Annotated in this window: 23 protein-coding genes; 12 read left to right on the top strand and 11 right to left on the bottom strand. The window is 36.9% G+C overall.

Translation table 11 applies throughout. The features are described from left to right. Positions 1-38 precede the first annotated feature (38 nt). The 6 genes from ftsH to QWY78_RS11485 all read left to right on the top strand — a co-directional run bounded on the left by ftsH (position 39) and on the right by QWY78_RS11485 (position 7,091). Positions 39-2,036 (top strand): ATP-dependent zinc metalloprotease FtsH, encoded by a 1,998-nt coding sequence (gene ftsH / locus QWY78_RS11510; protein ID WP_290219936.1) that lies wholly within the window; start codon positions 39-41, stop codon positions 2,034-2,036. 117 nt (positions 2,037-2,153) lie between these two features. Further along, positions 2,154-2,741: an LUD domain-containing protein gene (locus QWY78_RS11505; RefSeq protein ID WP_290219934.1), complete on the top strand. Its 588-nt coding sequence runs from the start codon at positions 2,154-2,156 to the stop codon at positions 2,739-2,741. Positions 2,742-2,801: 60 nt separating this feature from the next. Continuing rightward, entirely contained in the window at positions 2,802-3,680 is an 879-nt protein-coding gene (locus QWY78_RS11500) for a phosphatidate cytidylyltransferase (protein WP_290219932.1), read from the top strand. A 1-nt stretch (position 3,681) separates the two neighbouring features. Then, positions 3,682-4,335, top strand: coding sequence for a phosphatidylserine decarboxylase family protein (locus QWY78_RS11495; RefSeq protein WP_290219930.1), 654 nt, complete (start codon positions 3,682-3,684; stop codon positions 4,333-4,335). 89 nt (positions 4,336-4,424) lie between these two features. Continuing rightward, complete coding sequence (locus tag QWY78_RS11490) at positions 4,425-4,958, top strand: hypothetical protein (RefSeq protein ID WP_290219928.1); 534 nt, start codon at positions 4,425-4,427, stop codon at positions 4,956-4,958. 3 nt (positions 4,959-4,961) lie between these two features. Further along, positions 4,962-7,091 (top strand): cation:proton antiporter, encoded by a 2,130-nt coding sequence (locus QWY78_RS11485; protein ID WP_290219926.1) that lies wholly within the window; start codon positions 4,962-4,964, stop codon positions 7,089-7,091. Positions 7,092-7,104: 13 nt separating this feature from the next. Here QWY78_RS11485 and QWY78_RS11480 read toward each other — a convergent pair whose 3' ends face one another. The 4 genes from QWY78_RS11480 to QWY78_RS11465 all read right to left on the bottom strand — a co-directional run bounded on the left by QWY78_RS11480 (position 7,105) and on the right by QWY78_RS11465 (position 10,071). Then, a complete protein-coding gene (locus QWY78_RS11480; protein WP_290219924.1) occupies positions 7,105-7,368 on the bottom strand; it encodes a DUF3820 family protein in 264 nt (87 codons plus the stop codon). 27 nt (positions 7,369-7,395) lie between these two features. Further along, the gene (locus QWY78_RS11475) at positions 7,396-8,478 is read right to left on the bottom strand and encodes an AI-2E family transporter (protein ID WP_290219922.1); all 1,083 of its coding nucleotides are present in this window, start codon (positions 8,476-8,478) and stop codon (positions 7,396-7,398) included. Positions 8,479-8,555: 77 nt separating this feature from the next. Continuing rightward, positions 8,556-9,281 (bottom strand): beta-carotene 15,15'-monooxygenase, encoded by a 726-nt coding sequence (locus tag QWY78_RS11470; RefSeq protein WP_290219920.1) that lies wholly within the window; start codon positions 9,279-9,281, stop codon positions 8,556-8,558. A 67-nt stretch (positions 9,282-9,348) separates the two neighbouring features. Next, a complete protein-coding gene (locus QWY78_RS11465; RefSeq protein ID WP_290219918.1) occupies positions 9,349-10,071 on the bottom strand; it encodes a hypothetical protein in 723 nt (240 codons plus the stop codon). An 89-nt stretch (positions 10,072-10,160) separates the two neighbouring features. On the opposite strand from QWY78_RS11465, the gene QWY78_RS11460 reads away from it, so the two are divergent. After that, positions 10,161-11,105, top strand: coding sequence for an aminodeoxychorismate synthase component I (locus QWY78_RS11460; RefSeq protein WP_290219916.1), 945 nt, complete (start codon positions 10,161-10,163; stop codon positions 11,103-11,105). Next, complete coding sequence (locus QWY78_RS11455; RefSeq protein WP_290219914.1) at positions 11,089-11,718, top strand: aminotransferase class IV; 630 nt, start codon at positions 11,089-11,091, stop codon at positions 11,716-11,718. Before QWY78_RS11460 ends, QWY78_RS11455 begins: the two co-directional genes overlap by 17 nt. A gap of 10 nt (positions 11,719-11,728) precedes the next feature. On the opposite strand, the gene menD is transcribed toward QWY78_RS11455, so the two are convergent. The 6 genes from menD to QWY78_RS11425 all read right to left on the bottom strand — a co-directional run bounded on the left by menD (position 11,729) and on the right by QWY78_RS11425 (position 19,412). Further along, on the bottom strand, positions 11,729-13,396 hold the full coding sequence (gene menD, locus QWY78_RS11450; protein ID WP_290219912.1) for a 2-succinyl-5-enolpyruvyl-6-hydroxy-3-cyclohexene-1-carboxylic-acid synthase: 1,668 nt from the start codon (positions 13,394-13,396) through the stop codon (positions 11,729-11,731). A 285-nt stretch (positions 13,397-13,681) separates the two neighbouring features. Beyond that, positions 13,682-14,911: a rod shape-determining protein RodA gene (gene rodA, locus QWY78_RS11445; protein ID WP_290219910.1), complete on the bottom strand. Its 1,230-nt coding sequence runs from the start codon at positions 14,909-14,911 to the stop codon at positions 13,682-13,684. Beyond that, positions 14,908-16,923, bottom strand: a complete 2,016-nt coding sequence (locus tag QWY78_RS11440; protein WP_290219907.1) for a penicillin-binding transpeptidase domain-containing protein — start codon at positions 16,921-16,923, stop codon at positions 14,908-14,910. Before QWY78_RS11440 ends, rodA begins: the two co-directional genes overlap by 4 nt. An 81-nt stretch (positions 16,924-17,004) precedes the next feature. Then, complete coding sequence (locus QWY78_RS11435; protein WP_290219905.1) at positions 17,005-17,511, bottom strand: rod shape-determining protein MreD; 507 nt, start codon at positions 17,509-17,511, stop codon at positions 17,005-17,007. Further along, positions 17,508-18,359: a rod shape-determining protein MreC gene (gene mreC, locus QWY78_RS11430; RefSeq protein ID WP_290219903.1), complete on the bottom strand. Its 852-nt coding sequence runs from the start codon at positions 18,357-18,359 to the stop codon at positions 17,508-17,510. Before mreC ends, QWY78_RS11435 begins: the two co-directional genes overlap by 4 nt. Before the next feature lie 27 nt (positions 18,360-18,386). Beyond that, positions 18,387-19,412, bottom strand: a complete 1,026-nt coding sequence (locus QWY78_RS11425; protein WP_290219901.1) for a rod shape-determining protein — start codon at positions 19,410-19,412, stop codon at positions 18,387-18,389. A gap of 253 nt (positions 19,413-19,665) precedes the next feature. On the opposite strand from QWY78_RS11425, the gene hemA reads away from it, so the two are divergent. From hemA to hemE, 4 genes are read left to right on the top strand one after another with little or no spacing between them, the layout of a single operon-like run. Further along, entirely contained in the window at positions 19,666-20,940 is a 1,275-nt protein-coding gene (gene hemA / locus QWY78_RS11420) for a glutamyl-tRNA reductase (protein WP_290219899.1), read from the top strand. Then, positions 20,927-21,841: a hydroxymethylbilane synthase gene (gene hemC, locus QWY78_RS11415; protein ID WP_290219896.1), complete on the top strand. Its 915-nt coding sequence runs from the start codon at positions 20,927-20,929 to the stop codon at positions 21,839-21,841. Before hemA ends, hemC begins: the two co-directional genes overlap by 14 nt. Positions 21,842-21,888: 47 nt before the next feature. Next, a complete protein-coding gene (locus tag QWY78_RS11410) occupies positions 21,889-22,566 on the top strand; it encodes a uroporphyrinogen-III synthase (protein WP_290219894.1) in 678 nt (225 codons plus the stop codon). A gap of 42 nt (positions 22,567-22,608) precedes the next feature. Continuing rightward, positions 22,609-23,637: a uroporphyrinogen decarboxylase gene (gene hemE / locus QWY78_RS11405; RefSeq protein WP_290219892.1), complete on the top strand. Its 1,029-nt coding sequence runs from the start codon at positions 22,609-22,611 to the stop codon at positions 23,635-23,637. 53 nt (positions 23,638-23,690) lie between these two features. Here the strand turns inward: hemE and QWY78_RS11400 are convergent, their stop codons facing one another. Beyond that, positions 23,691-24,212, bottom strand: coding sequence for a GNAT family N-acetyltransferase (locus QWY78_RS11400; RefSeq protein ID WP_290219890.1), 522 nt, complete (start codon positions 24,210-24,212; stop codon positions 23,691-23,693). Positions 24,213-24,308: the final 96 nt, after the last annotated feature.

Below are 24,308 nucleotides of genomic sequence, written 5' to 3'. Positions count from 1 at the left end.
GACAGGAACCATTTCTGTCAATATTTTTATACCAAAATATGAATAATAATAAAGGATTTAACTGGTTCTTTCCGATTGCGATCGGAGCCATTTTGCTCTTTTTCTTTTCGAATATGAATAGTGATTCTTCTTCTAATCAAATAGATGAAGAAGCTTTTTATAAATTAATGGAGCAGGGTAAGGTAGACAATGTACTCATCTATAAAGATACAGAAAAAGCAGATGTTTTTTTAACCCAAGCGGCAAAAACAGAACTGGCAGCCAAACAAAAAACAACGGAAAGAAGCCCATTTTCTGCATTTGACTTTTCTGAAAAACCAGACTACACGCTAAGTTATGGCGACAAAACACTTTTCCTGCAAAAATTTGATCAAATTAAACAGGAATATCCAACGGTAACCACTAAAAAAGATTTTGGACTTGGGAAAAACCCAATGACCGAACTCCTATTTACGGCCATCTTCTGGATTGCCATTATGGCGCTTTTCTATTTTGTGATTTTCCGCAAAATGATGGGCGGTGGTGGCGGTGGTGGCGGCAGCCAGATCTTCTCCATCGGTAAATCTAAAGCAAAACTTTTTGACGAAAAAGACAAAGTGCAGGTTTCGTTTAAAGATGTTGCCGGCTTAGAAGGCGCAAAAGAAGAAGTTCAGGAAGTCGTGGATTTCCTAAAAAACTCTGAAAAATACACCAAACTGGGTGGTAAAATTCCAAAAGGAGTTCTATTGGTTGGTCCTCCGGGGACAGGTAAAACCTTATTGGCAAAAGCCGTTGCAGGTGAAGCAAAAGTACCTTTCTTTTCTTTATCAGGATCTGATTTCGTGGAAATGTTTGTGGGTGTGGGAGCATCTCGAGTTCGGGACTTATTCGCGCAAGCAAAAGCAAAATCACCAGCGATTATTTTTATTGATGAAATTGATGCTATTGGTAGAGCTAGAGGAAAAGGGAATATGACAGGTGGGAATGACGAAAGAGAAAACACCCTGAATCAGTTGCTTACCGAAATGGATGGGTTTGGAACCGATACCAATGTGATTATCATGGCGGCAACCAACCGAGCAGACATTTTAGATAAAGCCTTGATGAGAGCAGGCCGATTTGACCGAATGATTTATGTGGATTTACCAGAACTGCATGAAAGAAGAGAAATTTTTGATGTGCATTTGGCAAAAATTACAATGGAACCCAATATTGACCGTGATTTCTTGGCGAAGCAAACTCCCGGATTTAGTGGCGCAGATATCGCAAACCTTTGCAATGAAGCTGCATTGATTGCCGCTAGAAATTCTCACGAAGCGGTAACCAAACAAGATTTCCTAGACGCTGTCGATCGAATTATCGGTGGGCTTGAAAAGAAAAATAAAGCCATTAAACCTTCAGAAAAAAGAAGAGTTGCTTATCATGAAGCTGGCCACGCCACAATATCTTGGTTGGTGGAACATGCAGCTCCTTTACTAAAGGTAACCATCGTTCCTAGAGGACGTTCTTTAGGGGCAGCATGGTATCTTCCCGAAGAAAGACAATTGACGACGACCGAACAGATGTATGATGAATTGTGTGCAACACTAGGCGGTAGAGCAGCAGAACAAATCATTTTCGGAAACATCTCTACAGGCGCACTTTCAGATTTAGAACGAGTAACCAAACAGGCACAAGCAATGGTAACAATTTATGGTCTGAATGAAAAAGTTGGAAATATCTCTTATTATGATAGCAGCGGTCAGTCTGAGTATAGTTTTGGAAAACCCTATTCTGAGCATACCGCAAAAACGATTGATGAAGAAATTTCTAAAATTATCGAAACCCAATATCAAAGAGCTTTGCAAATCTTAGCAGATAATAAAGATAAGTTGGATGCGCTGGCGGCTAAACTTTTGGAAAAAGAAGTCATCTTCCGCGAAGACCTCGAAGAGATTTTTGGGGAAAGAGCCTGGGATCCTGAATTAACCGAACATCCCGTGTCAAATAGCCACAAAAAAGACAATCCTGTGGAAGAAGCAGAGGTATTAGGACCAGAATCAAATACACAGCTTTAATAAAAACCGAATCCTGATTATTTATAAAATTGTAAATAATTAGGATTTTTTTATTTTATTGATGATTTCAGTAAATATTTTCTATTTTTGTAAAAATAATCGCGTAAAAAATAGGATTTGAGTCTATTTAATCTTAAAAAATTTGTCGGTACAATATTTAATCAACCTGAAGAGCAAGAGGAACAGGACTTGATTAAACTTGGGGATCAGTTGAAAAATGCCGATCTTGACTATAAATTTGCCCAATTATTCACCCACTCTGGCGGTTATTTTAATTACTGTGCTGATGAAGCAGAAGCGCTGCAGACTTTAAATCATATCTTGAAATTAGAAGAAATAAAATCGGTTTTTTGTTGGGATCACGAATTGAAAAATTTTCTTGATGTAATTAATACTCCTTACACCGCGGAGCTGGAACTATTTAACGATTGCGCCTTTATTACGTGCGAATATCTGATCGCTTATGATGGCAGAATTATGCTCTCACACAATAACATTTTACATTACCACTCCTCTCGGTTGCCAGAAAAAATTATCATGATGGCCAATGTTTCGCAAATAGTGACCAATCTGAATGATGCCATGGGCAAAATCAAACGCAACGGAAATATACGCAATCTCACGTCTATCAGTGGTAGAAATTCTAAATTAGACACTCCGAATAAAGATAACACCAAACTTTTCTTACTTTTGCTCGAAGATTAATTCCTTTGAATCAAGTAATTTAAAAGAATTTAACTTCTAAAAAAATTTAATTATACAATTTTGGATAAAAATTTAGTTCTACGTCTTTTCGGTGGTTTGCTATATGGCTTGGTGGTCATTCTTTGCACCACTCCTTTAGGAACTCAACTGATTAATGGTATTTCACCAGGTCTCGTTCAACAGCAAAATCTTTATTACGGATTAATTACTTTTTTCCTTTTCATGGGTGCTTGGGAATGTGTAAAGATGATGAAATTCGATCCCAAAGGTTGGGAAAAATGGGTGGTCTTTCCTGTAATACTTTTCGTTTTTTATCAATTATTTTCTAAAAGATATTTTAATCAAGGTTTTTATTTCGATTTTAATCTTTCTGAAATCCTCGGCATATCTTTAATTATCATTGCGGTGGTCACTCTTTTTCGATTTCCGAAAGAGCTCTACTACGACAACGGGAAGCTGATTTTCACCGTTATCTATACGGCCCTGCCATTTGGTTTTGCCTTGGCTTTACCCAAATTCTCAGCGGTAGAACAAACCTTTACTTTAGAAGTGTTTTTCCTATTTGTCCTCATTTGGAGTAGTGATTCCTTTGCTTATTTCACCGGAAAATTCCTGGGCAAACATAAAATGGCTCCGAAAATTTCACCTAAAAAGACTTGGGAAGGGTTTGCTGGAGGAGTTTTTTTTACCATTATTCTCGGTTATTTCATCGAACAATATTACCCTGATTTAAGAGGAAACTATATCATCGTGGGCTTTTTGGTAGCTGTTTTTGGACCATTAGGCGATTTGGTAGAAAGCCAATTAAAACGAAATTTCGGCGTGAAAGATTCTGGAAATGTAATTCCAGGACACGGCGGGGTTTTAGATCGTTTAGACAGTTTCATTATCTGTGTTCCTGTTGTATATTTGTACTTTATTTTAGAAAAATTAATATAATATGAAACTTCATAAAGAGTCGAAAGGCACCCTCATCGTAGCAAGTATCTTATTTGCGGTGGTCAGCTTTCTTGCTGTTCATTTTCTACAAATGTGGGGGCTTTTAATCATTATCCCTTTATTATTAATCTTCGGGTTGGTTTTTTGGTTTTTCCGTGTACCCAATCGTGATATTCTGGATCATAAGGAAAATGTGATCGCACCTGTAGATGGAAAAGTGGTGATGATTAAGGAAGTTGTTGAAGATGAGTTTATCAACGGGAAAGCAATTCAGATTTCGATTTTCATGTCTCCGCTCAATGTTCATATTTGCCGCTATCCGGTGTCTGGTAAAGTGATTTATAAAAAATACCATCCGGGGAAATATTTGGTGGCATGGCACGAAAAATCATCCACCGAAAACGAACGAACCACAATAGCGATGGACAGTTTAACCAATCACAAAGTGGTTTTCCGCCAAATTGCAGGTTACGTTGCCAGACGAATTGTTTTCTATTGTAATGAAGGTGATGAGGCCAAAGCTGGACATGAATTCGGCTTCATTAAATTCGGTTCTCGAATGGACATCTTCCTGCCGCTTGATACCGAAATCAGTTGTAAAATTGGTGATAAAACAAAAGGTGGAATCGACGTGATTGCTAAAATGATCGAGTAAATACGTGAAGCCTTATTATACGACAATCCCGAGATTTTTAAATCCGGGATTTTTTTTATACTTTTAAAGTCAATCATAAATTGGTTCTAATGAAATTTCTAATACTTTTTATTTTCGGTGGATTATTAATGCTGACTTCTTGCAATAATCCTGAAGCAGAAAATCAACTCAAGCAACGAGAATTATCGCTACTCACCAAAGAGCAGGAGTTTGAAGCAAAAGCAAAAGATTACGAAATGCTCAAGGCGATGAGAGATAGTTTACAACAATTTACCAATACCACCGTAGCCATAACAATTCCTGAAAACATGCTAGGGAAATGGAATGGCAAAATGATATGCACGGAATCCAACTGCTCTGAAAATGTAATCGGAGACCTACGAAATGACATCTGGGAATTTTCTGAAGGCGGCGTTAGAATTATTAATAAAACTGGCGGTGAAAGAAAATATACCGGAAAACTTACAGGTTCAGAAATTATGTTGATTTCAGATAATAACTTATCTGCAATCACTTTGCAACTACCGACAGAAAACACGGATCGAATAAAAGGCAGTCGAGAATTAACAGGCAATAATTGTCTGTCGAAATTTTCGGTAGATTTAGAAAAAATCAAAAACTAATATATGCTCACTTTCTTGAATGTGTCCCAATTTGATCTTCCCTTAGAAGATCCGGTTCTTAAGTTTTTGGTCGTTTTAATTATCATCCTTTCTGCGCCGCTTCTCTTAAATAAAATTAAAGTTCCCCATCTTTTAGGATTAATTATTGCCGGTGCAGTGGTCGGTCCAAATGGTTTTAATGTACTGACCCGAGACAGCAGTATTGTGGTAACAGGAACCACAGGATTACTTTATATCATGTTTCTGGCCGGACTCGAAATCGATTTAGCTGAGTTTAAAAAAAACAAATATAAAAGCATGGGTTTCGGCGCTTACACTTTTATTTTCCCGTTTGTATTTGGAATCGCTGCAGCCCACTATATCTTAGATTATAATTGGTTAACTTCCTTTTTATTTGCCAGCATCTTCTCTTCTCACACCCTGATTTCTTATCCCTTGGTAAGTAAATTGGGCGTTGTTAAAAATCGCGCAGTAAATGTAACTGTTGGCGGCACGGTAATTACAGATATTCTCACCCTTTTGGTACTCGCCATTGTGGTGGGTATGACTACGGGAGAAGTTAATACCGCGTTCTGGACAAAACTTTCATTAGGGATTATTATTTTTGCATTGATTGTTTTGGTCGGATTCCCAATTATTGGAAGATGGTTTTTCAAAAAAGTAAGTGATAAAATTTCGCAATACATCTTTGTGCTAGTCATGATTTATCTCGCTGCGCTTCTGGCAGAGCTGGCCGGGATTGAAGCCATTATTGGTGCATTTCTCGCTGGTTTGGCGCTGAATAAATTAATCCCACAAACCTCTTCACTCATGAATCGGGTAGAATTTGTTGGAAACGCGATTTTCATTCCTTTCTTTTTAATTAGTGTAGGAATGTTGATCGATGTAAAAGTCTTTTTTAAAGATTTTGAAACGATTAAAGTCGCCTTATTAATGATTTCCATTTCAATAGGCGGAAAGTATTTAGCCTCTATAGCCACACAAAAAACATTCAAATATACCAAACCAGAAGGTGGAATTATTTTCGGTTTAAGTTCAGCTTCCGCAGCGGCAACTTTGGCAACAGTAACGGTTGGATATAATATTATTATTGGTGAAACCGATTTAGGCGAACCAATTAGATTACTTGATGAAAGCGTTTTGAACGGAAGCATTCTTCTAATTCTTATTTCCTGTACCATCTCTTCATTTGTTACGCAAAAAAACGCGGAGGAGCTGGTTAAAGCGGATAATGACAATACAATTTCAGAAAGCAATCCAGAAACCGAGAATATTTTATTGGCCATGAATCACCTCAATACGGTTGACCCAATGACCAATCTGGCTTTATTAATTAAATCAAAAAGCACCACTGAGAATTTATTTATCTTAAACATCATTAATGAAGAAAAAAATGATTCTTCGAAAAAAAATGCCGAAAACCTATTCAATCAAGCTATTGAAATTGGTGCTTCTGCCGATGTAAGAATAACGCCGATCACCCGATACGACACCGACCTTATCGTTGGAGTTAACAATGTAATCAAAGAATACTCCATCACTGATTTAATGATTGGTATCGATCAAGAAAAAGGATTCTCGCCCAGTTTTGTTCATCACTTGTATAGCGGTTACCTCAAACAAAACACCGCAAATATACTGGTTTATCATGCGGTTCAACCTGCTTCCACTGTTCAAAAGTACTTTGTTATTTTACCAGCAAATGCAGAAAAAGAAAATCGTTTTTTCCATTCCTTATTAAAGATATGGAATATCGCCCGAAACTCGGGTTCTAAGATAGAATTTTATGGCAATGATTCGACCATAGAAATGATTGAGAAAATCAGAAAGAAAGTCAATATTGATGCAAGCTTTATCATTTTTAATAACTGGAATGACCTCACCAAAATTTTTGCAAAGATGAAAGATAATGATGCGCTTATTTTATTTATGGCAGACCGCTCGATGATGTCTTACCTTCCCCAAATGCAGTACGTTCCAGATTATTTGAATGACCATTTTAAGGAAAGAAACTTCCTGCTTCTTTTCCCTGCACAACAGACCGAAGTCCTGTATCGAAAAGACACGCGAAATATCGGAAATGCCAATGATTTTGTAGAAATTGGGAAAATTGTAGGGAAATTATTTAAATAATAAAGGTAAAATATCAAAATTTATACACCTTCTTTTTTGGCGTAGGTTGAGGGATTTTACCACGTAAAGGGGTGAGCAAATCCATCAAACCGTTCATCTTTATTTCGTAAATGGTAGACAGTTGCATTCCTAACTTTCCGGCGGGCATCCCCTGACGTTGGAACCATTCCAAATAATTAATCGGCAGATCTACGATGAGCAATCCCTCGTGTTTACCAAAAGGCATTTCGGTTTCACAGATTTCTTTTAATATTTCCGGGCGAAGTTCAGGAATCATGCGTTCTTAATTTTTAATTAGAAATTCTTAAATACTTAAATCAATTTTTTCTTCGATCTCCGTGGGTTCAGGCATAATTAATTCACGATCATCTTCCCCAAATTCATCCCGATAAACCTGTATGAGTAAAATGGTAATTGAAATTAAAATCGGTCCGAAAATTAAACCCATAAAACCAAAAAGGTTAATCCCCATGATAATTCCGAAAACGGTATTGAGCGGATGGATATTTTCAAGCTTCTTTAACAAAGTAAAACGCAATAAGTTATCGGTTAAGCCCACCACAATGATGCAATAGGCTGCCAAGCCTAAACCTGGTCCAACATTCCCCTCAGCAATCATAAAAATACAAACCGGAATATAAATAATCGCAGCGCCTACAATCGGCAACATGGAGGCGACACAAGTTAACGCAAATAACAAAATCGCACTGGGTGCTCCAAAAATAAGATAACCAATCAGCGCAATTAATCCTTGGCCAATCGCGACCACAGGGATCCCAATCGCATTTGCCATCACCATATTCCGTATTTTTTCTCCTAATAGATTCACATTTGCCCGCTTCAAAGGTGCTGAACTTTTTAATAATCTCTCAAAAAGAAGCGGTTTTTCTAGCATAAAATAGAGAATGAAATACATCGACATGATGACGGTTAAGGTATTAAATGTTCCACTAAGTGCAGAGGTAGAAAACTTACCAACACCGTCTTTCAGTTTGGTTAAATTGCCATCACTTAAAATATCAATATTTGTTTTTGCAAAAATAAAATCATGAATCTTATCGATAAAAATATTGAATTTCTGCATGTACGCAGACGCATTCCCAAGCTTTTCAATCAGTAAATCCACAATAAAGTAGATTGGGAGAATTAAAACGATTAAGGTTCCCAAAATAATAACAAATGAAGCTGCCCAAGGCTTCCAGTTCCGCTGTTCTTGTAAATAAAGGTTGTATTTCCGGGTAATCACATACAACGTAATCGCACCTAAAAGAGACGGCACGAATAAGGATAAATGGTACCCTACCAAAATGGCCAGGATAATAATAACCAGGAGCAAAAATACTTGCTTGATTTTATCTTCACTTATTTGATTTTCTTTGTTCGGCATAGGATTTAATTAAAAAAGCAATGGTAAAACCATTGCTTTCAAATGTACAGATATTCTTGAAAATATCGAAATTTAATTTATTCTTTAATGATGATTGGTCGTGGTCGACCGCAGAAAGCGCAATAAGCCGAATACATGGCCACCAGATAAAATAGCAAAGTAAAAATGATTCCGATCCCACACAAAAATACCCCTGCAATACTTATGAGAAATGCCAGAAGTGAAGTTCCTAAAAAGGTTCCGTAATTCTCTTTAGCAATAGAAAATGATTTGCTCAATGCTTGGCTAAACGTGGCATTTTCAAATAACAAAATAGGGTAACCCAACATTAGCAAAGGGAAAACAAAAAATACGGGAAGAACACACATTGCAAAGGAAATTGCAATTAAAATATTCGATATTAAGGAATACAAAATAATATTAATGAAATTTTGTTTAAACCCAATAAACAAATCAGAAAACCGAATGGATTCTTGCAGATTATATTTATTCGCAATGTATATAACACCCACATATAAAGGAGTTAATAATAAACTTACCAATCCCGAAAGTCCAAAGTAGAGGGCAAAACCTGGGATTGCCCAGATCATTGGAGCACCATCCGATAATTGTAATTCCTCCATCATCGCGGCCGAATTAAAACCCGTGATTGGCTCAACGACCATAGAAACAGCAAATGAAATCAATAGTACGACAATTGCATAGAGAAAAACACCCTTATACATTTCAAATGCGTGCGCAATAATTGCTCCTGCCGATTTTTCAGGCCCGCTTGGGTGGTCAAATTCTTCGAAAGTATCCATAGTTTATTTTTAATGTTCTCAAATTTATCATTAAAAGTTTAGATAATCCAAATTAATGAATACCTATTTACTCATTTTCCTTAAAAATATGCTGGTATAAGGTATAAATCACCGCATGCCAAAATGGGAAGGTAAATAAAAATCCGAATCCGAAAAGCAAAATTCCTGATAAACTAAAAAGCACAGCGACTAAAACCGAAATAAGAATGGTGGTGAGATCTTGCTTTAACCCTTTAAAAGTTAACCTGATCCCTTCCATCGTATTTACATTCATAAAAAACATCAACGGTACAGAAAACAAAGTCAGAACAATCCAGACTATTCCGAGCAACGGCAAGGAATTGGCGTAAGAAAAAATAATCATCCAAAAAAGATAGAACCCGAAAAATTTGAAGAAATCAAATCCTAAATATCCCGCAAACAAATCATTCAAACTTATTTTTTCGTTCAAGTCCATTTTTCTATAAATTTTATAAAACCCGACATTTAAAGGATTTAGAAAAGCGAAAAGAAAGAAAATCCCTAAAAGGAAACTTTGTGTTTGCGGCATTTTCATAACTTCTTCCATTTTTTTGTTGAACGCTGGGAAATCACTTTGAAGTAAATCACTGTGCTGGCTCATCTCATCCCACAAGCCAAAATATTTGAAAAGATAAAAGTAACCCAAAAAGAATAATGAAAAATACAACAAGCTAAAAGAGACCTGGTAAAATAAAGTCCTGTTCCAATACGAAAATGCGGTTCCTAAAACCTGTTGAATGCCGACCTTTTGCGGGTAATTTTTTTCCATGCTGCAAAAATAGGCAAAACCTAAAGATTAATTCCTAAAAAGAGTATTTTTGCCACATGCTAAAAATCCCTCATCCACATTTTAATAAAATGGATGAACTTTCTCTTCAGAAAGTTCCTTTCTTTTTTATGGTTGATTTTTTAGGAGAAAATGCTGTAGTTTATACGGAAAGTGAACTTAAAGAAAACAGTTTACTCATTGATTTTCAAAACTATACAAACACATCTGTTCAACAAGAAGAAAAAAAGAATTTTCAATTAAAATCTTTTCCAGAAAGCAAAGAAAAGTATAAAATAGGATTTGATAAAGTACAGAAAAACTTACGCTTAGGAAACTCTTACCTTACGAATTACACTTGCAAAACTGAAATAGAATTGAACCTCAGTTTAGAAGAGATTTTCTACCAATCAAAAGCAAAATACAAAGTTCTTTACAAAGAGGAGTTCGTGTTTTTTTCACCAGAAACTTTCGTTGAAATCATTAACAATGAAATATTTACGCACCCAATGAAAGGTACGATCGATGCTTCCACGGAAAATGCGATAGCGGTTTTAAAAAATGATCGCAAAGAAAAGGCGGAACATTACACGGTGGTTGATCTCCTTCGAAATGATTTAAGCATGGTCGCTGATGATGTAAAAGTAAATGAATTCCAGCGCATTGATTTCCTAAAAACCAATAAGAAAGATTTGTATGCCATGAGTTCTGAAATTTCGGGAAAGCTAAAACCTGAATTTCACCAAAAAATAGGGAGCATTTTGAATGCGCTACTCCCGGCTGGATCAATTCTCGGCGCACCGAAGCCAAAAACATTAGAAATTATTCTGGAAGCAGAAAATTATGACCGAGGTTTTTATACCGGTGTATGTGGTTGGTTTGATGGCCATAACCTCGATTCGGGAGTGATGATTCGGTTTATTGAAAAAGAAAGTGGAAAACTTTATTTTAAAAGTGGCGGTGGAATCACGCATTTGAGTAATTTAGCCGACGAATACCAAGAAATGAAAAACAAAATTTATGTCCCAATTCATTGAAAGCATTAAGGTAGAAGATCAGCAAATATTTCTACTGGATCAGCATCAGAAAAGAATCAATGATACTTTTTCTCATTTTGGGAAGACAGAACCAATTGATTTAAACGGAATTTTCAAAGAGCTTCAACATGATGAAGATGGTCTTTATAAGCTAAAGATAACCTACGATCTCGCTGGCGAATACCGTACGCAAATGATTCCTTATGCGATTTCTGAAATTAAGGATTTTCAACTCGTTGAAAACAATTCTTACGATTACTCCTTTAAATTTGAAGATCGTAAAGCTCTCGAAAAAATGAAAACCCTGTCTAAAGCTGCGGAAATTATCATTGTGAAAAACAATCATATCACAGACACTTCTTACTCTAATCTTTTATTTAAAAAAGGAAAAGACTGGTTTACACCGAAAACGTATTTGTTAAATGGCGTTCGGCGGCAATATTTACTCGAATCAAAGAAAATTAAAGAAGCAGAAATAACTTTGCAAAACTTGAGCGATTTCTCTCATTTTCAAATTATTAACGCGATGAATGACCTGGATGATTCCTACAGCTATCCACTTGAAAGGATTAAAAACCTTCCCAAAAAAACCCAAGAAAACAGCGGGTTGTAAAAACAAGTATTTAGGATTTCAGAAACTCAAAATATCCTTTTAACACTTCAGCATTCTCAATAGCAGAAGTATCTACTTCCAGAATTTTTGCTTTTTCATCGGGTTTAAAGAAATTATCCAAAACTCTGGAAAGCGTGTCCTCATCATCAACCAGGGTATATGCAAACCCAAAATGTTTGGCGATATGCTCGGCGTTTTTATGGTGTTTTGTTAAAATAAATTCATCCAGAGCGTTGGTCGAACTTGGCCCTGGTATAATTTTAAAAATGTCGCCACCACCATTATTAAAGACGATAATCCGGGTATACGGTGGAATATAATTATTCCATAAGCCATTAATATCATAGAAAAAACTCATGTCCCCTGTAACCAATACCGTTTGCTGAACATCTTTTATTGCAAAGCCCATGGCCGTAGAGGTTGAGCCATCAATCCCACTTGTTCCTCGGTTACAATACACGCGATTCCTATCAAAATCAAACAGCTGTGCATACCGAATTGCAGAGGAATTACTGATATGCAAATTGATATTTTCCGGTAATTGATGAGACAAAAACTCAAACAATTTAAAATCAGAAAATCGGGTTTGTAAACAATATTCTAGATGTTTCAAATCTCGTTTATCACGCAAAACATCCCATAAATTAAAGTAAGCACGCGGTTCTAACGCAATAAAATTCAACAATTGCCCGAAGAATTTCTCGGGACTGGTTTTTACTTTTTCAGTCAAAGCAAAAAACGTATCAGGGTGCCAAACCTCATCAATATGCCAATGATTCTTAGGATTTGCTTTTCGAAGAAACTGCTTTACTTTTTTCGACACTACGTTTTGACCCACCGTAATTAATAAATCGGGCGCGTAAGTTCTATAATCCTCTTCCTGAAAATTAAAAATATAACGGTCAATATGCGCAAAAAACTTATCGTGTTTTAAGTTAGAATTCGCTTCTTTTAAAACAACAACCGTATGATTCTTAACCAGTTGAGATAATTGCATTTCCAATTCTTCATTATAATCTCTGGTGCCGACCAAAATCATAATTCTTTTCGAAATATTCCAGTCTGCAACCAAATGAGGCGGCAAATCATAAGATATTGTTCGAATTGTTTTTTCAACAGACTGAAAACCAGGAAGTTCAGAAACCATGTTGTAGAGCGGCTCTTCCAAAGGAATGTTGATATGCACCGGACCTTGTTTTTCAAAACAGACTTCAATGGCTTTTTTAATAATGGCAAAATTCTCGTCATCGGCATTTTCCATCGAATCTTCCAACAACTGAAAATCACCATAAGAATGTTGCTGATAAAGATTTTTCTGCCGAATCGTTTGACCGTCAAAAATATCAACAAAATCGGTGGGACGATCTGCTGTTAAAACCAACAAAGGTGTATTTTGATAAAAAGCCTCGGTAATTGCCGGATAATAATTTGCTGCCGCAGAACCACTGGTGCAGGTTAACGCCACCGGTTTTTTAATGCTTTTCGCCATACCTATTCCCACAAAACCCGCACTTCTCTCATCCACAATACTGTAACAGTTAAAATCATCAGTCTCGGAAAAATGGATCGCCAACGGTGCGTTTCGCGAGCCGGGCGAGATTACGATGTCGAAAATCCCGTATTCTTGGAGTAAATGAGCCAGTATTTGGATGCTTCTTTTGGAAGAGAATTGTTTCATATGAAAAATTGATTGCTGCAAATTTACAGATAATAAAATTTTAAAAAAGAAAAGCAGGCAAAATGATTTTTCCGAAAAGGAGCTACCCCATTTTTGCTCTTCAACAGACCCGTCCAGCTGTTTGTTTTATCTATGCCTCCGCCTTAAGCAGGCGTCACCATAGAATGCCACTTCCATCTGGGCTAGAATAGCTGTATGCTTTCCTAAGTAAAGTTGGCGTATGAAAATTTTTAAAGAACAATAAAATTCCAAGGTAATTATTTTGAAAATCTTTCCTGGGTCTGCTTAAACCAAACTGTTTCGGTCGGTATAATTTAATTTGAAAAAGATAAAAGTCATCATCGAAAAAGCGAGTAAAGAACTTCCCCCATAACTAAAAAACGGCAGTGGAATACCTACAGTAGGAAAAAGCCCCATGACCATTCCTAAATTAATCGAAAAGTGCATCAACAATATCGACGCAAAGGAATAACCAAAAACCCGATTAAAGGCGGATTTCTGCTTTTCTGCCAAATAGTAAATTCGACCAATGAACACCGAGTACAGAATCACCAGCATCGAGCTGCCAAAAAAACCCCATTCTTCGCCAACCGTGCAGAAGATATAATCGGTACTTTGTTCCGGCACGAATTTTCCTTGTGTTACAGAACCTTCACGATAACCTTTACCAAAAAATCCACCGGATCCGATGGCTGTTTTAGAATACAGCAAATTGTAGCCAGAAGTATCACGGAAAGCTTTCTCTCCTTTATATAAAACCTCGATTCGTTCCCGTTGATGCTTTGGTAATTTCTCTAATATATGCGGTGCTCCATAAGCCAAGCCACACAATATTCCAACACCACCGATAATTGCAGCCACGGATAACACATTCCAGTGAATTCTATTGGAGTTTAAAAATAAAACAATCGCACTAATCGCAATGATGACAATAACAACGTAAACCGGATCAACAGCGAGTGCGACCAGAAAAACCGCAGCGAAAATTAAACCTACCCCAAAAACCCAACCCGACAAACCTTCTCTAAAAAGGGCGATAAAAAACGCAATAAAAACGAGCAGGGAACCCACATCTGGAATTGCTAAAACAACAAGGGCTGGCACTCCGATAATAGCCAGAGAAGTCCAGAGCGATTTTTTATATTTTAAATTAAAATCGGGTCCAGAAACATAATTAGCCAACATTAATGCGGTTCCTATTTTGGCAAATTCTACCGGCTGTAAACTTACCGCACCGAATTTATACCAGTTTTTCTGTCCGAGAATTTCGGTCCCGAAAGGGAATAAACCAAGCAGTAAAAGCACGCCACCAATATAGATCAGGCCCGCCATATTCTCAAAGAACTTTGCTCGGGTTGCAAAAATGATTATTCCTACAAACACAGAAACGCCTAACCAAACCGCTTGTCTGGTTCCGCTTGCAGGTTCTACACTGTAAATATTAGCCACGGCAAATACACACAACAAAAAATACAGTGTTAATCCTAGCTTATCTATGCCTTGTGCCCACTTCATCTTGCTGCACTATTTTTTAATTTCTGTACTATAGAATCTCTTTTAAAGAGCAGTTGTTTTTTCTTTTCAGTATCGGTGGTCAATTTCAAGCGATCTTCAATTGTTTTTAAAGTCAGAGAGTCTTTATTGGGTTCTTTATAAAGTCCTTTTCGCTTCAACTCTACCACCCATTGTCTTTTGTATTCGGGCATAAAGCTCGCATTGACTAATTTATTATAAAGATGCTCTCTTTTTATATCACCTGTTAAATATTTCTCTGCAATAATTGCTGCCGCCGGTCCCGCCCAAGTTGCTCCAAAACCAGCGTGCTCCATCACCGCTGCAATCACAATTTTGGGATTATCTGCTGGAGCAGCCAAAACAAATATTGAATTATCTTTACCCTGCGGAACCTGTGCAGTTCCGGTTTTTGCCAGCATGGTAAAATCATTTGACTTTAGACTTCTAGCGGTTCCCCTCAGCACCACCGCTTCCATTCCTTTAATTATAGGATCAAAATGTTTGGGTTCGACCAGGGTTTTATGTTTTACTCTAAATCTTGGATCAGGATTCGGGTTTCCATCGATTGATTTTACGATATGTGGGGTAAAATACCAGCCACGATTTACAATTGCTGCCACTGAACTTGCCATTTGCAAAGGCGTTAAAAGAACATCGCCCTGCCCCATACCATTAAAAATAGAACCATTCATGGTGTAAGCAGAAGACCAGTCTTTTTTGCCGCCGCTTCTTTTTTCATAGAATTCGCCTGAAGGAATTCTTCCTTTCGACCCAACTGCAAGATCATTGTTTAAAAATTCGCCGACACCGAAACTGCTCATGATTTTTTTCCATTCGTTCACGCCTCGGCTTGGATCACCAGGATATTTATTCATGATCGCAATAAATGCATACGAGAAGTAACAGTTGCTCGATACTTGAATTGCAGGAATTAAGGGATCTGCACCACCATGACCTTTCACTCTTAACCCTCGATAATTAAAACCACCACCACACGGGAATCGTGTGTTTTCATCCATCACACCCATTTGCAAGGCTGCAGCAGCAGTGAGTAATTTAAAAGTTGAGCCTGGTGGATAGGCTGCTTGCAAGGAACGATCAAAGGTAGGACGATTATTGTAAATCGTATCCATTTGCAATCGGTATAAATTTCTGGTCTTTGCGGGACCGGAAAAGAGGTTGGGATCAATATCGGGTCCGGTTGCGAGTGCCAGTATTTCGCCATTGGTCGGGTCAATTGCTACAATTGCTCCTTGTTTATTTACCAGCATCTCTTCTGCAATACGCTGTAAATCATAATCAATGGTGAGCGTAACATCTTTACCCGTGATTACTTCTTTATCTAACGCACCATTTTTATACGATCCTATACTTCTTAATCGAATATCTTTTTGAATATATTGTATGCCTTTCTCTCCACGAAGAACATGCTCGTAGGATTTCTCGATACCTGTTTTCCCAATAAAATCTCCGGGGAGATAATAAACTGAATCTTTTTTCAGTTCTCTTTCGTTAACTTCATTGGTGTAGCCCAGAAGATTTCCAGAAGTGGAGACTTCATATTGTCTTTGTGGACGGGAAACGATACTAAAAGCAGGATATTTAAATATAATTTCTTGAATTCTGGCAATTTCCTCTCTGCTTATATTTTTCATAAAAGTCATGGGAGTTAATTTCGAATAGTACTTTTCGCTTTTTATGGAGGTGATTGTATTAATGAAATCCGCTTTGGTGATATTAATTAAATTGCAAAAATCCAATGTGTCGAAGTCTGGTTTTAGCAAGGCTGCCGTGAAAGAAATTTCGTACGCTGGCTGATTGCCCACCAAAATTTTACCGTTGCGATCAAAAATAACACCTCGTTGCGGAATAATGTATTCTGTCTTTATAGAAGTGTTGGCCGCATTAAGGGCGTATCGATCCGTAAACAACTGCAAATACGCAAGTCTTGCTATAAATATTATAGCAATTGCAGATAAAACGATAGAAATTTTTAAAAATTGTGGTTTCATAGGTGCTTTTATTTTCTAAAGGACATATGTAACCTCAATGTCAAAGAAAGCATTATTTTTTTGATAAAATTTTTTTCGGTTTCAAACTTTTTGCTTGATTTTAAAAGCCAAAGCGTAAATAATGATAAAGATAAAAGAAATAGCACTGGTTGCCAAAATATTCAGAAAAATATCGAAAAACCTACTGAATTTAAAAATTTCAATATATTGAACAAGTGTTTGATGAATAAAGATACTCATGAAAACAAAGAGCAGAAATTGGGACCATCTCAAAGACTGAAAAGAAAAGAAATCGGTAGAAGTATCGGTAGAAGTTCGAAAAATAATAGTTCTAAAATAGGCAACAGTCAGCGTGGCAAAGGCATTGATTCCCCATGTATAAAGGAAGGCATCGATCCCTAAGCCCAAAATAAAACTCAAAGCTAGAAATTGATATTTATTTCTAAAAAAAGGATAAAACATAACAAACACAGGATACAAAACTGGCGTATATTTGCCAAAAAGTGTAATACGATTCAGCACAAAAATTTGTAATGCGATGAGCAAAACAATAATCAGAATGTCTGTAAAAAGGGTTCTACTTATCATTTCTCTCTTTTTAAGGTTGCCTGCAAGGTATCTTCAATTTTACGAACCTCTGCTTTTTTCAGATTTTTAACCACATATATTTTATTGAGTTTGCCCATTTTTTCGCTTAACTCTACGGCAATGTCCCAGAAACCTGTTTTACTATCTACCTCAAAGCCGGAGACTCTACCAATCATTACGCCTTGCGGAAAGATCGCAGATTTACCATCCGTTACAATGGTATCGCCAACTTGTAGTGGCACATATTTAGGCACATCCGATAAATGCATCATCCTGGAATCATCACCGCGCCATGTTAGGGTTCCAAAATAGCCAGATTTTTTCAGAGAGGCATTAATTTTAATTTTATTTACGCTTAGAATGGATTGTACTAAAGAATATGAATCGGTTGTATTAATAACAATTCCGGCAATTCCGCCAGGTGCCATTACACCCATTTTAGGCAATACACCATCTCTTTTTCCACGGTTAATGGTGAAATAATTGTCTTTTCTATTAATACTGTTAAAAACGAGTTCGCCATCTACAAAAGTATAGATTTGCCCACCGCCAATGGTATCATGAACTTTCCGAAACTGAGGATTTCCTGTATTTTCTTTACCATAAAGTTGCTCCATTAAACTTTTGTTTTGCGCAACCAATTGATCATTGGTTTGCTTCAGTTTTAAGTAAGATGCGCCTTCATCGATATAACCAGAAACCCAAGAATTTAGTGCAGCAGATTGTCCCGCAACCCACGACTGTTGCATTGAATTTCTACTGAAAATCAAAACAATAGCAATGATTTGCAGAAATATAAAGAAGACAAACAAGCTGTTCTTCGAAAATAATCTCAGCAAAAATCCCATCTGTTAGTTTCGTAAAATAATGACTAATTATCGAATTAAGAAGTTGAATTTATCCATATTTTTCAAAGCGATTCCTGTTCCACGAACAACCGCTCTTAGTGGATCTTCCGCTACGAAAACGGGTAAGCCGGTTTTCTTATGAAGTCGATCAGCAAGTCCTCTTAACAAGGCGCCACCTCCCGCAAGATAAATTCCGGTTTTGTAAATATCTGCTGCCAATTCAGGCGGAGTTAAAGAAAGTGTTTCCATCACTGCATCTTCAATTCTGACAATTGATTTGTCTAGGGCACGGGCGATCTCTTTGTAGTTCACCATAATTTCTTTTGGTTTCCCTGTAATTAAATCACGACCTTGCACTGGAATATCTTCAATATCAACATCCAAATCTTCAATAGCTGATCCTACTTCAATTTTTACTCTTTCCGCAGTTCTTTCACCAATATATAAATTATGATGTGTTCTTAGATAATAGGCGATATCATTGGTAAAAACATCCCCTGCAATTTTCACCGATTTATCACAAACAATTCCACCCAGAGCAACTACTGCGATTTCCGTGGTACCACCACCGATGTCGATAATCATATTCCCCTCTGGTTTCTGTACATCAATTCCCACCCCAATTGCAGCAGCCATTGGCTCATAAATCAGGCGAACCTCTTTGGCGTTGACCTTCTGCGCAGAATCTCTAACCGCTCTTTTTTCTACTTCGGTAATTCCAGAAGGAATACAGATTACAATTTTTAAGGTCGGCTGAAAAAGCTTGCCTTTGATCCCTGGAATTTGTTTGATGAATTCTTTGATCATGTGTTCAGAAGCATGAAAATCAGCGATTACCCCATCTTTTAACGGCCTAATTGTTTTGATATCTTCATGTGTTTTCCCCTGCATATGCTTAGCCTTCTCGCCCACTGCGATTGGCTTTCCGGTCGACCGCTCAATCGCTACAATTGATGGCTGATCAACTACAATTTTATTGTTGTGTATAATAAGTGTGTTCGCTGTTCCTAAATCTATCGCAATGTCTTGCGTGAACATATCAAATAACCCCATGGTGTGCTAATTTTTTTTAAGTGTACAAAGATATAAATTTAGAACCGTTCTAAAAATTAGATTTTTGCTAATTTTGGTTAAAATTTTATTAAATTTCAAAGCGTATTTTATCATAACTTTTTAATTTCCAAATTATTTCATTGATGGGAATCTTTAACTTTCTGTGATAGATTGGTGATTGATATTGATGATAATGTTCATAAATCAGATCCTTCACCAATTCAATTTAAAACCTTAAATTTGCCATTGCTTTATGATTAAGGACAATAACATTCATCAAACCGCTAATTTCGCCGTGCTTAGCGTCAGTTTCGAAAAAGCTGATGCAGAAATACGGGGCAAATTTGCTTTTTTTGATGAGAATATAAAACATTTTGTAAACGAAATTCATGATTTGAATTTGGGTGATGCTTTCGTGGTTTCCACTTGCAATAGAACCGAAATTTATACCACTACACAAAATTATTTATTAATTGCCGAATTGTACTGTAAAATCGTGGGGGTAAGTCTTACCGATTTCATGCAGTACGTGAATATCCTGAAGCGGGAGGAAGCACTGAATCACCTTTTCCGAGTGGCCGGAGGATTAGAAAGCCAGATTATAGGCGATTTCGAAATCATAGGCCAAATCAAAAATGCTTACCATCGTTTTCGAAAAGAAAAGAAATATTCGAATCCTTTTTTAGAAAGATCCATCAACTCAGCCATTCAAATTTCCAAGAGAATTAAGAATGAAACCGGCATTTCTAATGGAGCAGCATCGGTTTCTTATGCAGCGGTTCATTACATTTTGAAAAATCAAGCTCAGATTTCAGATAAAAACATACTCCTTTTGGGTGTGGGAGAAATCGGCCAAAATACGGTAGAAAATCTGGTGAAGCATGTTTACAAACCGAATGTGAAAATCGCCAATCGAACTGCGGAGAAAGCAGAAAAAATTGCCGAGAAATATAAAATACCGCATATTGAATTTGACCAATTCCAAAATGAGTTGAGCAAAACCGATATTTTAATTGTCGCCACCGGAGCACAACATCCCATCATTAATAAGTCGCATTTCCCCAATGGGAAAGAAACGCTCATTATCGATCTTTCTATCCCGAACAACGTATCCAAAGACGTGACAGAAAATGAAAATGTTCGATTGGTAGATATCGATCAACTGTCTCTTCATATCAACGAGACCATGGTTCAGCGACAAAAAGAAATCCCAAAAGCCGAGGAAATCATTAAAGAAATGTCTAAAGATTTTCAGGAATGGGAAAAGAAACGCAAATTGGCACCCAATATTCACCATTTCAAAGCCGTGCTAAAGAATATGGAGCGGAATGAAATGCATAAAATTCATAAAAAACATCAATATGTTGATGTGGATGATATGCAACTTTCAGAAAAAATAATTCAGAAAATCACGAACCGCTTCGCAAAATACATCATCGACAATCCTTGGAAAGCCGAAGAAATTAGTAAATTAATGCACGAGATTTTAGTCGAACAACCAAATAAAGAGTTCCATGAAAAGCATTAAGATAGGTACGCGAAACTCGCCACTTGCTTTGTGGCAAGCGAGAGAAGTTGCCCGTAATCTGCAAAACAAAAACCACAAAACCGATATCACTCCGATTGTCTCAACAGGGGATAAAAATCTTACGGAACCTCTTTATGCAATGGGGATTACCGGAATTTTCACCAAGGACTTAGATATCGCTTTACTTCAAAAAGAGGTAGATATTGCGGTTCATTCTTTAAAAGACATTCCTACACAACTTCCGGAAAACATTGAGATCATCGCTGTTTTAAAGCGCGATTATCCGCAAGACGTCTTGGTACGAAAGTCTACTTCAAAAAATAAAGAATTTCACGAATTAAAAATTGCGACCAGCAGTTTAAGACGGCGCGCCTTCTGGGCGAAACATTATCCCGAAACCGAGTTTTGCGATATTCGCGGAAATGTGCAAACCCGCCTACAAAAATTAGAAAATCAGAATTTCGATGCTACTCTGTTTTCCTTAGCAGCGATTGAAAGAATGAGCTTATCAATTGATTATGAGTTCCTTCCTATGATGATTTCTGCACCAGCCCAAGGAGTGGTTGCCGTAACTGCTAGAGCAGATGATCACGAAATAAAAAAATTATTTACAGAGGTAAACCATCGTGAAACCCAAATTTGCATTGAAATTGAAAGAAATTTCTTACAAACATTAGAAGGTGGTTGCACGGCACCAATTGGTGCTTTTGCCGAAATTAATGACAAAAATGAGATAAGATTTATTGGACGGCTATGTTCACTAGATGGAAAAAACTGCATCGAGACCGATGAAGTTTTCACTTGGAATGAACACGAAAATTTTGGAGAGAAATTAGCGCAAAATATTTTACAAGATGGTGGGAAAGAATTAATGCAGGAAATTAAATTGCACCTTCAATAGCTTGACCGAACAAATTTTATAATAGGAATTTTGATAATTTATTTGTGATGAATATTTTGTTTACAAAACAACTCGACGAAAACGAAGTTTCTACGATCCTTGGAACAGATTTCTCAATTCATTTTTTAGAGGTTATAAAAGTTACGCTGAAAAAATTAGCACCATTTCCGTTGGGCCGCAATTCATTAATTTTCACCAGTGTAAATGGCGTGGAAGCTTTCTTTCAAAGTGGTTTTAAACCCCATGAAAATTTCGCTGAAAGAAATTATAATAGGATTTATTGCGTGGGCAAGAAAACCAAAGCATGTTTGAGAAAGCATGGGTTTGGCGTATTTAAAACCAAAAAAAACGCCAAGGAACTTTCAGAATTTATTATAGAAAATTGCGGTAAAGAAAGCTTTATTCATTTCTGCGGCAATCTTGCGCTGGATATTCTTCAAAAAAAACTACCCTTGCAAAACATCGGTTATCGAAAAATAGTCATTTATGATACCGATCTTATTTATCCAAATTTAGAAACCAAGCATGATGCAATTGCTTTCTTCTCTCCCAGTGGAGTTCGCAGTTTTGTAGAAAAAAATCCTTTAGAATTTAAATATATTTTTTCAATTGGGGAAACAACCAGTACAGAAATTAGCAAACATACGACGCAAACTATTTTTACGGGCAAAGACAATGACTTAGCCGCTTTGCTTAGATTAATTAAAAAAGAAGGGAAAATATAAACCCTAGTAAGAAACTCCGGTTTCTGATTTTATTTAAAGATTATGATTAAAAACGATTTATACTTAAAGGCATTAAGAGGCGAAACTGTAGAACGCCCGCCAGTTTGGATGATGAGACAGGCAGGAAGATTTTTACCTGAGTTCCGTGCAATGCGCGATGAATACGATTTCTTCACCAGATGCCGAACACCAGAATTGGCCTCTGATATCACCATGATGCCTATTCGCAGATATCCTTTGGATGCGGCGATTTTGTTCTCAGATATTTTGGTGGTTCCCCAAGCGATGGGAATGGATTTCGAGATGAGAGATGGAATTGGCCCGTGGTTAGAAAAACCAATTCGCACTTTAGAAGATGTTCAGAACATTCCTGTCCCTGATGTTAATGAAACTTTAGGCTACGTTTTCGATGCCATCGAAATGACTTTGCATAAATTAGATAATGATATTCCATTGATCGGTTTTGCGGGTTCACCATGGACCATTTTATGTTATTGTATCGAAGGGAAAGGATCGAAAGCGTGGGATGTAGCGAAGAGTTTCTGTTTTAGAAATCCTGAAGCGGCCCATTTACTTTTACAAAAAATCACCGATACTACAATTGCTTATCTTAAAAGAAAAGTAGAAAAAGGAGTTTCGGCAGTGCAGGTTTTTGATTCTTGGGGCGGATCGTTGTCACCAGAAGATTACCAGATTTTCTCATGGCCTTATATAAATCAAATTGTAGAAGCTTTAAGCCCTTTAACGCACGTGGTAGTTTTCGGTAAAGGTTGCTGGTTTGCCTTAGAGGAGATGACTTTATCTAAAGTTTCTGCACTTGGTGTTGACTGGACAATTACGCCAGAATTGGCAAGAACACTTACCAATCACACCATGACTTTGCAAGGGAATTTCGATCCCAATCGTTTGAATTCGTCCCCGGAAACCATCAAAAAAATGGTAACTGAAATGATTAATCGTTTCGGAAAAGACCGGTATATCGCAAATCTTGGCCACGGTATTTTACCAAATATTCCTTTAGAAAATGCTGAGGCATTTATTAGAGCAGTGGTAGACTGGAAGCCTAACTAGGTTTTTAGTTTTAAAAATAATGAAGAACGTTTCTGTTGGAACGTTCTTTTTTTTTAAGGGGCTTCAATTTCGTAATACCTCAATTCTTCCTTATCACCCAGAAGCTGCACGGTAGACCGGTACGTAAAACCCAATTTTTTGATAAGTTTTCGAGATGCCCTGTTTTCTTGAGAGGTAATAGCAGAAATTTTCTTTAAACCAAATGCTGAAAAAGACGTTTCTAACAACTTTTTCGACGCCTCAAAACCATATCCTTTTCCTTCAAATTCTGGTAAAAAAGAAAAACCGATATCTTGTACTTCCAAACCTTCTCGCTCAAAAATTCCTACACCACCGATTTTTTGACCCGTGGATTTTAATTGAATTAGAAAATTCCCATATCCTAATCTTTCAAACTGCGGAAGAAATTTCGACAAAATATACTGTTCTGCATCCTGAATCGATTTAATATTTCGATCACCAATAAATCGAATGAAATTTGGAGAATTATAAAGTTCCAAAATGAAATCTGCCTCATCAATACTCATGGGTTTTAAAAACAAACGATCGGTTTCAAGGCTGACTGGTTTTTGCATGTGTTTTAAATAATGGAGTAATAATTGCGTAAAAAACAGAGAATTTATCTTAGAGAATAACAATCAAAGATAATAAACATGGCATAGAAATAGCAA

Origin of the sequence: Kaistella yonginensis, from assembly GCF_030409525.1 — a bacterium.
GTDB classification, from domain to species: domain Bacteria; phylum Bacteroidota; class Bacteroidia; order Flavobacteriales; family Weeksellaceae; genus Kaistella; species Kaistella yonginensis.
Note: the sequence above shows the minus strand (reverse complement) of the source record. Positions and strands in the feature narration are given on the sequence as shown.

What these genes read in the sequence shown, in the direction of transcription:
- rodA (WP_290219910.1), bottom strand. Translation starts at nt 14,911, where the DNA reads ATGAAGTGGGCACAAGGCATAGATAAGCTAGGATTAACACTGTATTTT.
- QWY78_RS11410 (WP_290219894.1), top strand. Translation starts at nt 21,889, where the DNA reads ATGAATATTTTGTTTACAAAACAACTCGACGAAAACGAAGTTTCTACG.
- QWY78_RS11440 (WP_290219907.1), bottom strand. Translation starts at nt 16,923, where the DNA reads ATGAAACCACAATTTTTAAAAATTTCTATCGTTTTATCTGCAATTGCT.
- QWY78_RS11495 (WP_290219930.1), top strand. Translation starts at nt 3,682, where the DNA reads ATGAAACTTCATAAAGAGTCGAAAGGCACCCTCATCGTAGCAAGTATC.
- ftsH (WP_290219936.1), top strand. Translation starts at nt 39, where the DNA reads ATGAATAATAATAAAGGATTTAACTGGTTCTTTCCGATTGCGATCGGA.
- hemA (WP_290219899.1), top strand. Translation starts at nt 19,666, where the DNA reads ATGATTAAGGACAATAACATTCATCAAACCGCTAATTTCGCCGTGCTT.
- QWY78_RS11485 (WP_290219926.1), top strand. Translation starts at nt 4,962, where the DNA reads ATGCTCACTTTCTTGAATGTGTCCCAATTTGATCTTCCCTTAGAAGAT.
- QWY78_RS11465 (WP_290219918.1), bottom strand. Translation starts at nt 10,071, where the DNA reads ATGGAAAAAAATTACCCGCAAAAGGTCGGCATTCAACAGGTTTTAGGA.
- menD (WP_290219912.1), bottom strand. Translation starts at nt 13,396, where the DNA reads ATGAAACAATTCTCTTCCAAAAGAAGCATCCAAATACTGGCTCATTTA.
- QWY78_RS11475 (WP_290219922.1), bottom strand. Translation starts at nt 8,478, where the DNA reads ATGCCGAACAAAGAAAATCAAATAAGTGAAGATAAAATCAAGCAAGTA.
- QWY78_RS11435 (WP_290219905.1), bottom strand. Translation starts at nt 17,511, where the DNA reads ATGATAAGTAGAACCCTTTTTACAGACATTCTGATTATTGTTTTGCTC.
- QWY78_RS11460 (WP_290219916.1), top strand. Translation starts at nt 10,161, where the DNA reads ATGGATGAACTTTCTCTTCAGAAAGTTCCTTTCTTTTTTATGGTTGAT.
- hemE (WP_290219892.1), top strand. Translation starts at nt 22,609, where the DNA reads ATGATTAAAAACGATTTATACTTAAAGGCATTAAGAGGCGAAACTGTA.
- QWY78_RS11425 (WP_290219901.1), bottom strand. Translation starts at nt 19,412, where the DNA reads ATGGGGTTATTTGATATGTTCACGCAAGACATTGCGATAGATTTAGGA.
- hemC (WP_290219896.1), top strand. Translation starts at nt 20,927, where the DNA reads ATGAAAAGCATTAAGATAGGTACGCGAAACTCGCCACTTGCTTTGTGG.
- QWY78_RS11490 (WP_290219928.1), top strand. Translation starts at nt 4,425, where the DNA reads ATGAAATTTCTAATACTTTTTATTTTCGGTGGATTATTAATGCTGACT.
- QWY78_RS11470 (WP_290219920.1), bottom strand. Translation starts at nt 9,281, where the DNA reads ATGGATACTTTCGAAGAATTTGACCACCCAAGCGGGCCTGAAAAATCG.
- QWY78_RS11480 (WP_290219924.1), bottom strand. Translation starts at nt 7,368, where the DNA reads ATGATTCCTGAACTTCGCCCGGAAATATTAAAAGAAATCTGTGAAACC.
- mreC (WP_290219903.1), bottom strand. Translation starts at nt 18,359, where the DNA reads ATGGGATTTTTGCTGAGATTATTTTCGAAGAACAGCTTGTTTGTCTTC.
- QWY78_RS11455 (WP_290219914.1), top strand. Translation starts at nt 11,089, where the DNA reads ATGTCCCAATTCATTGAAAGCATTAAGGTAGAAGATCAGCAAATATTT.
- QWY78_RS11400 (WP_290219890.1), bottom strand. Translation starts at nt 24,212, where the DNA reads ATGCAAAAACCAGTCAGCCTTGAAACCGATCGTTTGTTTTTAAAACCC.